Annotated in this window: 6 protein-coding genes; 5 read left to right on the top strand and 1 reads right to left on the bottom strand. The window is 69.5% G+C overall.

Annotated features, from left to right (window positions below):
* Positions 1 to 11 precede the first annotated feature (11 nt).
* Entirely contained in the window at positions 12 to 5,414 is a 5,403-nt protein-coding gene (gene pulA / locus B0I29_RS40185; RefSeq protein WP_221402232.1) for a pullulanase-type alpha-1,6-glucosidase, read from the top strand.
* A gap of 1,002 nt (positions 5,415 to 6,416) precedes the next feature.
* Here the strand turns inward: pulA and B0I29_RS40180 are convergent.
* Positions 6,417 to 7,115 carry a GntR family transcriptional regulator gene (locus tag B0I29_RS40180; protein ID WP_111654425.1) on the bottom strand — a complete coding sequence of 233 codons (699 nt, stop codon included), beginning with the start codon at positions 7,113 to 7,115 and terminating at the stop codon, positions 6,417 to 6,419.
* A 235-nt stretch (positions 7,116 to 7,350) separates the two neighbouring features.
* Here B0I29_RS40180 and B0I29_RS40175 point away from each other — a divergent pair, with 235 nt between their 5' ends.
* The 4 genes from B0I29_RS40175 to B0I29_RS40160 are packed head-to-tail and all read left to right on the top strand — an operon-like array spanning position 7,351 to position 11,808.
* Entirely contained in the window at positions 7,351 to 8,337 is a 987-nt protein-coding gene (locus B0I29_RS40175) for a BMP family ABC transporter substrate-binding protein (protein ID WP_111654424.1), read from the top strand.
* Complete coding sequence (locus B0I29_RS40170; protein ID WP_220091553.1) at positions 8,334 to 9,854, top strand: ABC transporter ATP-binding protein; 1,521 nt, start codon at positions 8,334 to 8,336, stop codon at positions 9,852 to 9,854. The genes B0I29_RS40175 and B0I29_RS40170 overlap by 4 nt, the downstream gene beginning before the upstream one ends.
* Positions 9,851 to 10,894 (top strand): ABC transporter permease, encoded by a 1,044-nt coding sequence (locus B0I29_RS40165; RefSeq protein ID WP_111654423.1) that lies wholly within the window; start codon positions 9,851 to 9,853, stop codon positions 10,892 to 10,894. Before B0I29_RS40170 ends, B0I29_RS40165 begins: the two co-directional genes overlap by 4 nt.
* A complete protein-coding gene (locus B0I29_RS40160) occupies positions 10,891 to 11,808 on the top strand; it encodes an ABC transporter permease (RefSeq protein WP_111654422.1) in 918 nt (305 codons plus the stop codon). Before B0I29_RS40165 ends, B0I29_RS40160 begins: the two co-directional genes overlap by 4 nt.
* The last annotated feature ends 6 nt before the right edge of the window (positions 11,809 to 11,814 follow it).

Raw genomic sequence — 11,814 nt, 5'->3', positions numbered from 1 at the left:
GAAAACGACGGCTGAGCGTCGCTCTGCTCAGCCTTTTGCTCCCACTCATAGCCGTGCCGGCGTCCGCCGCGCCCGTCAAGAACGCTGAACCGAGCGCCGCCGTCATCGCCAGCTGGGGTTCCGACCAGCGCGCCGACAGCGAGCAGTACTACTTCGTCCTGCCGGACCGGTTCGCCAACGGCGACAAGTCCAACGACAAGGGCAAACTGTCCGGCGATCGTCTCTCCACCGGGTACGACCCGACGGACAAGGGCTTCTATCACGGCGGCGACCTCAAGGGTGTGATGGACCGCCTGGACTACATCCAGGGCCTCGGTACCACCGCCATCTGGCTCGCGCCGGTCTTCAAGAACAACCCCGTTCAGGGCACCGGCACGGACGTCTCGGCCGGGTACCACGGTTACTGGATCACCGACTTCACCCAGGTCGACCCGCACTTCGGTACGAACGCCGACCTGAAGAAGCTGGTCAACCTCGCGCACCAGCGGGGCATGAAGATCTTCCTGGACATCATCGTCAACCACACGGCGGACGTGATCCAGTACGCGGAGAACGAGTACACGTACGTCGACAAGGAGACGTCGCCGTACACGGACACCGAGGGTCAGCCGTTCGAGGACGCGAACTACGCATCGAGTGGTTCTTTCCCGAAGACGGATGAAACGTCCTTCCCTTACACGCCGATTTTCCCCGAGAAATCGGACGTAAAAGCCAAGACCCCGTCCTGGCTCAACGACCCGAACGTGTACCACAACCGCGGTAACTCGACCTTCGCCGGCGAGAACAGCGAGTACGGCGACTTCTACGGCCTCGACGACCTGTGGACCGAGCGCCCCGAAGTCGTCCGCGGGATGACCAAGATCTACGGCGACTGGGTCAAGAACACCGGCATCGACGGGTACCGCCTCGACACCGTGAAGCACACCAACCTGGAGTTCTGGCCGCAGTTCGCCCAGGGCATCGAGAAGGTGGCCGGCGACGACTTCTTCATGTTCGGCGAGGTCTACAGCGCCGACCAGGAGATCCAGTCGACCTACGTGCGCGAGGGCGGCCTGCCGGCCACCCTCGACTTCTCCTTCCAGGAGGCCGCGAAGGGCTTCGTGACCGGTGGCAGCGCCGCGACGGCCCTTTCCGATCTGTACGCGAAGGACGACCTCTACACCGCGCGCGACACCTCGGCTGACCGGCTGCCGACGTTCCTCGGCAACCACGACATGGGCCGCATCGGCTCGTTCATCGCCTCGGCCGCGACCGCCGACACCCAGCTCAAGCGCGACCAGCTCGCTCACGAGCTGATGTTCCTGACCCGTGGTCAGCCGGTGGTGTACTCCGGCGACGAGCAGGGCTTCACCGGCCCGGGCGGTGACAAGGACGCGCGCCAGGATCTGTTCGCCACCAAGTCGGCGGATTACCTGGACGACGACCTGATCGGCACCGACCGCACCCACGCGGTGGACAACTACAACACCCAGCACCCGCTTTACCGGACCATCGCCGACCTCGCGAAGCTGCGCAAGGCCAACCCGGCGCTGGTCGACGGCGTTCAGGTCACGCGCTATGCGGCCGAGGGTGAGGGTGTGTTCGCCGCATCCCGGATCGACAAGGCCAAGCGCCAGGAATACGTGGTCGCGGTCAACAACGCGACCACCCCGCAGACCGTGACATTCCCGACTTCAACGTCAAATGCCAAATTCAACGGCCTTTATGGTACGCGTGAAGCATCGCAGGCCGGAGCCGATGGAAAGATCACCGTCACTGTTCCGGCGTTGTCCTCGGTGGTCCTGAAAGCGGACAAGTCGCTGGGCCAGTCGACGGCGGCCCCCTCGGTCACCATCACCAAACCGGCCGCTGGCGACAGCGTCCCGACCCGGACCGAGCTCGTCGCGGAGACCACCGGCGACCCGCTCGCCACGGTCACCTTCGCGGCGCAGGTCGCGGGCGGCCCGTGGAAGCTCGTCGGCACCGCGGACAAGGCGCCCTACCGGGTGTATCACGACCTGACCGGGCTGGCCGGTGGCACCGAAGTGCGGTACAAGGCAGTGGTGCGTGACAGCAAGGGCCGTCTCGCGTCGTCCACCAGCAGGATCACGGTGGGCACGCCCGAGGCGACGTCGACCACCGCGGGCTACGCGGTCGTCCACTACCAGCGCCCGGCCGGTGGATACGACGACCAGAACCTCTATGTGTGGGGCGACGTCGACCCGTCGATGTCGACGACCTGGCCGGACGGTCAGCCGTTCGCCGGCGAGGACGCGTACGGACGCTTCGCCTATGTGAAGCTGAAGCCGGGCGCCAAGAGTGTCGGGTTCATCGTGGTCAGCGACGACGGTGTGAAGGACACCGACGCGGATCGGACGATCAACGTCGGGGAGAACCCCGAAATCTGGATCAAGCAGGGTGACACGGCGGTCTACCCGACGCGTCAGGCTGCCACCGGTGAACCGGATCCGGCGCAGGACCAGAACACGGCGATCATCCACTGGCGTAAGGCCGACGGGAACTACGCCGGCTGGGGCCTGCACCTCTGGGAGGGCGCGGCCAACCCGACCGATTGGGCCAGCCCGCTGCTGCCCACCCGGATCGACTCGTTCGGCGCGGTCTTCGAGGTTCCCCTCGCGGCCGGGGCGGCGTCGCTGAGCTACATCATCCACAACGGCGACGCCAAGGACCTGCCCACCGACCAGTCGCTCGACTTCGGCAAGGCCGGGCGCGAGGTCTGGCTGCTCGGCGGTCAGGAGACCCGTCTGCTGCCGCTGGTGAAGACCACGGCCGGGGCCGGCGAGATCGACGTCGCGAAGTCGCGGGCGGTCTGGATCGACCGGAGCACGGTGGCGTGGAAGACCAGCACCGGGGACACCCTGGAGCCGGTCGGCGCGGGCACCGACGGCAAGGTGTACGACCTGGTCCACGCGAAGTCGGGCGGGATCGGTGTGGAGAACGGCGAGCTGACCGGGGCGTACCAAAGTGTTCGTCTGACGTCCCGCAGGGACGGCCTGACCGAGACGCAGCGGGCGAAGTTCCCGCACCTCTGGCAGTACGGCGCCTTCAAGCTCTCCGCCGCCGCCGACATCACCGAGATCCTCAAGGGTCAGGTGATCGTCACCGAGCGGGACGCCAAGGGCAAGCTGCTCTCGGCGACCGGCGTGCAGTTGTCCGGCGTGCTGGACGACGTCTACGCGGCCGCGGTTGATTCGGATCTCGGACCGTCACGCTCCGGCGTCTCGGTCTGGGCGCCGACGGCCAGCTCGGTCGAGCTCGAGATCTATGACACGGCGACGTCCGCGTCCGCTGTGCTCAAGCCGATGACCCGCGACGACCGCACCGGTGTGTGGTCGTCGAAGGGCCTCAAGAGCGGTAATTTCTACAAATATCGGGTGACCGCGTGGCAGCCTGCCACGCGCCAGATCGTGACGGCGTCGGTCACCGACCCGTACTCGGTGGCGCTGTCCACCGACTCGACCCGCAGTCAGTTCGTCTCGCTGGACGACGCGGCGAGCAAGCCGGCGGGCTGGGACAAGCTGAGGAAACCGGCCGCCACGGCGCCCGCGAAGATCCAGATCTCGGAGCTGTCGGTCCGGGACTTCTCGATCGCGGACACCTCGGTGCCGGCGGCTTCTCGCGGGACCTTCTCGGCCTTCACCTCTTCGCAGTCGGCCGGGATGAAGCACCTGAAGTCGCTGGCCGGGTCGGGTGTGACCCACCTGCACCTGCTCCCGGCGTTCGACTTCGCCACGATCCCGGAGAACCGGGCCGACCAGGCGGTGCCGGCATGTGACCTGGCGTCGTTCCCGGCCGACTCGGAGGAGCAGCAGGCCTGCGTCGCCGCGGTGGCCGCGACCGACGGATACAACTGGGGATACGACCCGCTGCACTACACGGTTCCGGAAGGCGGATACGCCGTGGACCCGGCCAACCGGACCCGCGAGTTCCGCGACATGGTGACCGGCGTCAACAAGGCCGGCCTGCGCGTGGTGATGGACGTCGTCTACAACCACACATCGGCGTCCGGCACCGACAGCAAGTCGGTGCTCGACCAGATCGTGCCCGGGTACTACCAGCGGCTGCTCGACGACGGCACCGTCGCCAACTCCACCTGCTGCTCCAACACCGCGCCGGAGAACGCGATGATGGGCAAGCTGGTGGTCGACTCGATCGTGACGTGGGCCAAGGCGTACAAGGTGGACGGTTTCCGGTTCGACCTGATGGGCCACCACCCCAAGGAGAACATCCTGGCGGTCCGCAAGGCGCTGGACAGGCTCACCCTCGCGCGTGACGGCGTGGACGGGAAGAGCATCTACGTCTACGGCGAGGGCTGGAACTTCGGCGAGGTCGCGAACAACGCGCGCTTCGTGCAGGCGTCGCAGACCGAGATGGCCGGAACCGGAATCGGCACGTTCAACGACCGGCTCCGGGACGCGGTCCGCGGTGGCGGCCCGTTCGACGAGAACCCGCGGGTGCAGGGCTTCGCATCCGGCCTGCTCACGGCGCCGAACGGTGACGCGGCGAACGGGACCGAGGCGGAGCAGAAGGCGCGCCTGCTGCACTACCAGGACCTGATCAAGGTGGGTCTGAGCGGGAACCTGGCCGGTTACTCGTTCACCTCCTCGGCCGGGGTCACCGCGACGGGCGCGGAGATCGACTACAACGGCTCACCGGCCGGCTACAACGCCGCGCCCGGCGAGGCGATCACCTACGTCGACGCGCACGACAACGAGATTCTGTACGACTCGCTCGCCTTCAAGCTGCCGCAACAGACCACGGCACTCGAACGGGCCAGGGCGCAGTCGGTGGCGCTGGCCACCACGGTGCTCGGGCAGGGCGTGGGCTTCGTGACCACCGGCAGCGAGCGGTTGCGCTCGAAGTCGCTGGACCGGAACTCGTACAACTCCGGTGACTGGTTCAACTCCATCGAGTGGGACTGCACGAAGGGCAACGGCTTCGGCAAGGGTCTGCCGCCCAAGCCGGACAACGAGTCGAAGTACGCGTACGCCAAGCCCCTGCTGGCCGACCCGGCACTGGTCCCGTCCTGCGAGGCGATCAGCCTGTCCGACAGTCGTTATCAGGAGCTCCTGAAGATCCGGAAGTCATCACCGGTCTTCGGCCTGCCGACCGCCGCGCAGGTGCAGCAGCGTCTCTCGTTCCCGCTTTCCGGAGCGAACGAGACCCCTGGCGTGATCACCATGACGCTGGACGGCCGGGGCCTCGACCCGAAGTGGAAGTCGGTGACGGTGGTCTTCAACGCCACCCCGTCGGCGGTCACCCAGAAGGTCACGGCGCTGGCCGGCAAGAAGGTCGCCCTGCACCCGATCCAGCAGAAGTCGGCCGACGCGCTGGTCCGCACCGCGTCCTTCACGTCCGCGACGGGCACGCTCACCGTCCCGGCCCGCACGGTCTCGGTGTTCGTCCAGAGCTAGCCGGCACCACCCCAGCGCGGCCACCGTCCACCCGATCAGCCCGGGTGGGCGGTGGCCGTTCCTTTTTAGCCGGACAGAAGGCGGGTCGCCGGTCTGCGGGCGGTCTGCGGGCGGTCTGCGGGCGGTCTGCGGGCGGCCTGAAGGCTGCGGGCGGGTCGTCGGCCTGCGGGTGGTGTGCCGGCTGCGGGCGGTGCGCTCTGGTCGGCTTGTGCTCGCGGTCGTGTTTCCGGCGTCAGCGCGACCACGAGCACAAGCCGGCCGTGCCCCGCCGCCGCCGGGCTCGCATGGTTACGCATTGCCTCCGACGATTGAGCGGCGGCGGACGAATCGCCGGTTCGTGGAACTTTGCTGTGGCCAGAGCACCAGCGGCCCTCCAAGATCTGCCTGCATCTTCGAAGTGTCGCTACTCTGCGTGACAAAAGCCGCCGCCAGCCGCGAACCCGTGAGACCCCCTTCGTGGGTCGCGGATCTTGGAGCCGCCGTGGCGAGCCGTAGCTCAGACCTGTCATCGAGGTCCCAGAACAATCCTGGACGACGGCTCAGGGCGGCGAGCCGTAGTCCAGACCTGTAATCCGAGTCCCATGACATATCTGAGCTACGGCTCGCCTGCGGCAAGCTCGCCACCGAGCAAGCGTCACTGGCCAATCCGGGGCCGGCTAACCCGATATCGGCTAACCCGGCACCGGCTAACCCGGCACCGGCTGACCCGGGGCCGGCTCGTGCTTACGGTCGTGCGTGGGCCGACACCACGACCGTAAGCACGAGCCGGACACGACGGCTGTCGCATATGGCTGCCGGCTGCCGGCTGCCGGCTGCCGCGTATGGCGGCCACGGTGTGCAGCCCGGCCTGGAGAACTCGCGCTTGCGGCGGTGGACGGTGAAATCGCGAAACACCGGCCCATCCCCTCGCGAGCCGGCCCACTCGACACAGCCCATCCGAACCCGAACTCGACACACCGCAGGACCGGGCAGGCTATTGCGAGCGCAGGACCGGGCCGGCTATTACGACCGCGGGGCCGGCCTGCGGCGCCGGCGGGCCGCTACCGCCTCCGGGTCGACGTCGGGCTCGGACCACAGCGACGCCTGGGCGATGCTCGTCTCCCGCCCGCTGGTCACATGCTCGTGGGCCAGACGCGCCGCCCGGTCCTCGTCGCCGGCCTCGATCGCCGCGTAGAGCTCCTCGTGCTCCGCGCACTGCTGTGCCGGGTCGCGCTGAGCGGTCAGCCGGAAGAGCCAGTGGGTACGCGCCTCCAGAGGCCGCATCATGGCGCTGAGCAGCGGGTTCGCGGAGAGTTCGACCAGGTCGGTGTGGAACCCGGCGTTCGCGGCGGCGACACCGTTCGAGTCGCCGGCGACGGTGGCGGCCCGAGCCGCCGCCAGGCGGTCCTTCAGGCGAGCCAGGCCCGAGTCGTCGCGCCGGGACGCGGTCAGGCGGGCGGCCAGGGCTTCCAGGGACTCGCGGACGTCGAACAGATCGCGTACGTCCGCCGGGGTGAACGGGGCGACCAGCGCGCCCTTGGCCGGCACCAGCAGGACCAGCCCGTCGGCTTCGAGCAGACGCAGCGCCTCGCGCAGCGGGATGCGGGAGACCTCCAGCTCAGCGGCGAGGTCACGCTCGATCAGGCGCTGGCCGGGCGCCAGTTCGGTGGCGAGGATGCGCCGTCGTAATTCTTCGTATGCGCGGTCGCGCAGTGATGTCACCGAAACCCCCAGAGTCGCAAGCCCACCTTAGGGCCTGTCCTGCCGATCTCGCGGGGCTGCGGCGTGGCCCAGCCGCCGCCAGCCGACACCTGGACCTCGCCTCGCACTCGCGAGATCGGCAGGACAGGCCCTGGGGGGGCGTGGCAACTGCTAACGACCGGCTAACAAGCGTGAAACAGAGCGCCCCGAAACTGACTGCCGTAACGGTATACCACTAACTCTCGGAGGCGTTCTGATGGCGCGTACCGTTCCTCTTATCGCAGCTCTGTCCGTGGCGGTCGTGCTGGCCGGATGCGGCTCAGCCGAGGAAGCCACCACGGAGAAAGCCGACAAGCTCACCGTCGGTGTCCTCTTCCCCGGTTCCCTCTCCGACGACGGCTTCATGGAGTCGGCCTACCTCGGTTACCAGCGTGCCGAGAAGACCTACGCCGACAAGGCCACCTTCAGCAAGGTGGAGCAGGTCGCGACCGCCGACTTCGAGGCCGCGCTGGTCCGGTTCGCGAGCGCGAGCGACCTGGTGATCTCGCTCGGCGGCCAGACCGACGCGGCCGTCCGGCTGGTCGCGCCGAAGTTCCCGAAGGTCAAGTTCGTCGAGATCGGCGGCCCGGCGGACGGCAAGCCGCTGGAGAACCTGGCGCTCTACGACCCGCAGCAGGCGCAGGCCGCGTTCCTGGCAGGCGCGGCCTCCGCTCTGCTCACCGAGACCGGCAAGGTCGGCTTCGTGGGCGGCGCCGAGCTTCCGGCGATCGTGAACGCGGCAAAGGAATACGCCAACGGTGCCGCCGCCGCGGACCCGAAGGTCCAGGTCCTCGCCCCGCAGTACGTCGGCGACTTCAACGACGTGGCGAAGGCCAAGCAGTCCGCTCTCGCCGACTACAGCGCCGGCGCCGACGTACTCGGCCAGATCCTCAACCTGGGCAAGAAGGGTCTCGCGCAGGCCGCCGCGCAGGAGAAGACCGCTTTGATCGGCGGCCCGATCCCGCACGACTGCGCGACCGACACGGCCTATGCCGGCTTCGTGAAGACCGACGTCGGCGCCGAGATCGAGTTCGCGCTGGAGCACGTCGTCGCCGGCACCTGGAAGCCCGAGAACGTCAAGTTCGGCCTCACCGCCGCCACGCCGCACAACGACATCACCCTGTGCGAGGCGGACGCCGCGATCCAGGCCAAGCTGGACGCCATCAAGGCGGACATCACGGCCGGGAAGATCAACACGCTGTGATCGCTCTGGAGATCGCCGGCCTGTCCAAGACCTATGGCAGCGTGCGTGCGCTCGACGGCGTCGACCTGACGGTCGAAGCCGGAACGGTGCATTGCGTGCTGGGTGAGAACGGCGCCGGCAAATCAACCCTCTGCCACGCGGTCGGCGGCTCTCTCACCCCTTCTGCCGGGTCCATGTCCCTCTTCGGTACGCGCTACGCGCCCCGCCGCCCGAAAGAGGCGATCGCCGCCGGGGTGGCGATGGTGCACCAGCACTTCAGCCTGGTGTCGACGCTGACCGTGGCCGAGAACCTGCGGCTGCTCCGGGTCGGCGGGCTGGCAGCGCGGCTGGAGCGGCTGGCGGACCGATACGGCCTGGCAGTTCCGCTGGACGAGACGGTCGGCGATCTCCCCCTCGGCGTGCGCCAGCGCGTCGAGATCGTGAAGGCGCTGCTGCGTGAGCCGCGCCTGCTGGTGCTCGACGAGCCGACCGGGGTGCTCGGCCCGGCCGAGGTGGACGCCCTGCTCACCACCTGCCGCCGGATCGCCGACGACGGCGGCGCGGTCGTACTCGTCACGCACAAGCTGGGTGAGGTGGCCCGGGTCGCCGACGTCGCCACCGTGCTGCGCGGCGGCAAGGTCGCCGGTTCCGGCCTCACCGACCTGTCGGCGGACAACCTGATACCGCTGATGATCGGCCGTCCCGCTGACGACCTGGCGCCCGTGCTGGCGGGGACGCTCGGGCTCTCCGAGGTGGTGGTGCGTGATGAGCGCGCGATCGATCAAGCGCCCGTTCTGTCACTGAGGGATATCTCGGTCACGAGGCCTGGCGGCGGCTACCTGCTGGAGAACGTCGATCTCGATATCGCTCCCGGCGAGATCGTCGGGGTGGCCGGCGTCGAAGGCAACGGACAGACCGAGCTGATCCACGTCCTCAGCGGTGCCCTGGTTCCGGACGCCGGCACCGTCGAACTGGCCGGTGAGGATCTGACCCGGGCCACCCCGGCCCGGCGTACGGCGGCCGGGCTCGGCGTCGTCCCGGAGGACCGGCACCACGAGGGCTGCGTCCCGGAGCTGGACGTGGCCACCAACCTCTACCTGGGACGGCTCGGCGAGTACCGCCGTTTCCACGTCCTGCTCGACAAGAAGGCGATGCGGAGCGCCGCCACCGCGGTGATCGAGAAGCACGGGATCAGTGCGCCCGGCCCGGCCGCGCCGATGTCCGCGCTCTCCGGCGGCAACCAGCAGAAGGTGGTTCTCGCCCGGGAACTCGCCCTGGACCCGCTGGTCTGCCTCGCCGCCGCCCAGCCGACCCGGGGACTCGACGTCGGCGCGGTCGACGCGGTGCTCGGCAGGATCCGGGCCGCCGCCGCGGCCGGTGCCGCCGTACTGGTCGTCTCCAGTGAACTCGGCGAACTGCTGGCGCTCTGCGACCGGGTCGTTGTCGCGTACCGAGGGAAGCTCTCCGAAGCGATCGTCGCGGCAGCTCCCGGCGCCCATGACAAGATCGCGCACTTGATGATCGGAGCGACGGCATGATCGCGGCGGTCCGGCATCCGGTCTTCGTCGGTGCCGTCGCGGCGATCGTGGCGGCCTGCGCCGGGCTGCTGCTCGCGGCGGGCGCCGGCACCTCGCCGGCGGTCGCGGTGGACGCCCTGGTCGAGGGGATGACCGGCACCCCGTACGCGATCGGCAGCTCGCTCAACACGGCAGCCGTCCTCGCGCTGATCGCGGCCGGTTTCACCGTGGCCTATCGCGCCGGGCTGGTGAACGTCGGCGGCGAGGGTCAGCTCTGCGTCGGCGGCGTGACCGGCGCGGCGGCGGGCCTGGCCCTGCCGCAGGGCGTGCCGGGCTGGATCGGTGTGCCCGTCGTGCTGATCGCCGGGTTCGCCGGGGGAGCGGCCTGGGCCTCGATCGCCGGGCTGCTCAAGGCGAAGCGCGGGACCAGCGAGGTCATCACCACGCTGCTGCTGAACTTCGTCGGCGCCGGTGTCCTCGCGCTCGCCGTGCACGAGGAGGCGCTGCTGCGCCAGCCGGTCACCTCGGCCGAGACGCTGCCGCAGTCGGCGCCGCTGCCACCGGGCGCGCGGCTGCCGCTGATCGGCTCGATCGAGTCACCGGCCACGCTGATCGTGGTGCTCGCCGTCGCGGCCGCCCTGATCGTCGCGCTGGTGCTGCGGCACACGCCGACCGGCCTGCGGCTCACCGCTGTGGGTCACTCGCCGGCCGCGTCCGCGCGGCTCGGCCTCGGCGTCGCCCGCCTCGAAGTGGGTGGCCTCGCGGTCGCCGGCGGCCTCGCCGGTGCGGCCGGAGCATGCCTGGTCGCCACCGCGCCCTACGTGCTGGCCGAGCACTTCTCGTCCGGGTACGGCTTCACCGGTCTGGTCGTCGGCCTGCTGGCCCGCGGATCGCTGACCGCGGTCCTGGCGATCGCGCTGCTCTTCGGCCTGCTCACCAACGGCGGCATCAACCTGCAGCTGGCCGCCGGAGTGCCGGCCGCAAGCGTGCAGGTCGTGCAGAGCCTGCTGGTGCTGCTGATCGCCGCCTCGATGATCTGGACTCGGAAGGGTGCCCGATGAGTGCCGTCCTCGAAGAGATCCTCTCCGGAGGAGTACGCCTGGCCGCGCCGCTGCTGCTGGCCAGCGCCGGCGAGCTGGTCAGCGAACGGGCCGGAGTGCTCAACCTCAGCGTCGAGGGAATGATGCTGACCGGCGCGTTCGCCGGCGCGGCCGGCGCGATGGTCACCGGCAGCGCGGTCGCCGGCGTGGCCTGCGCGCTCGTCGCCGGCCTGCTCGTCGCGCTGATCCAGGCGATCCTGAGCGTGACCCTGCGCGCCGACCAGATCGTCACCGGCATCACCGCGAACGCGCTCGCGCTCGGCGCCACCACGTACGGCGCCCGGCTGCTGTTCACCGACGGCAGCAGCCTGGAGGGCTTCGCGGCGCTGCCGATCCCGGTGCTGTCGGAGATTCCGCTGATCGGCCCGGCGCTCTTCGAGCAGACGGCCCTCGGGTACCTGGCCTTCGCCGTCGCCGCCGCGCTGGCCTTCGGTCTGAGCCGGCGCTTCACCTGGGGCCTGGCGATCGACGCGGTCGGCGAGGACACGCTCACCGCCGACCGTTGCGGCCTGCCGGTCCGGCTCATCCGGTACGCCGCCGTCCTGCTCACCGGCGCCACCGCCGGACTGGCCGGGGCCGACCTGGCCCTCGCCGAAGTGCACGCGTTCAGCGACAACATCACCGGCGGCGTCGGGTACCTGGCCGTGGTCGCCGTCATCGCCGGCCGCTGGCGGGCCTGGCCGACCGTGCTGGCGTGCCTGTTCTTCGGTGTGGCCCAGGCGCTCCAGTTCGCCGCGCCGGCGGTCGGCCTGCACGTTCCGGCGCCGCTGCTGGTGACCATCCCGTACGTGATCGCGCTGCTCGCGGTGAGCGGTCTGGTCGGCCGGAGCCGGGCACCGTCCGGACTGACCGTGCCGTTCGCGCGTACCGCATAGGCGTTG

The organism is Actinoplanes lutulentus, assembly GCF_003259845.1.
GTDB classification, from domain to species: Bacteria; Actinomycetota; Actinomycetes; order Mycobacteriales; family Micromonosporaceae; genus Actinoplanes; species Actinoplanes lutulentus.
Note: the sequence above shows the minus strand (reverse complement) of the source record. Positions and strands in the feature narration are given on the sequence as shown.

Coding starts and splice junctions, on each gene's coding strand:
- B0I29_RS40175 (WP_111654424.1), top strand. CDS start 7,351: ATGGCGCGTACCGTTCCTCTTATCGCAGCTCTGTCCGTGGCGGTCGTG.
- B0I29_RS40165 (WP_111654423.1), top strand. CDS start 9,851: ATGATCGCGGCGGTCCGGCATCCGGTCTTCGTCGGTGCCGTCGCGGCG.
- B0I29_RS40160 (WP_111654422.1), top strand. CDS start 10,891: ATGAGTGCCGTCCTCGAAGAGATCCTCTCCGGAGGAGTACGCCTGGCC.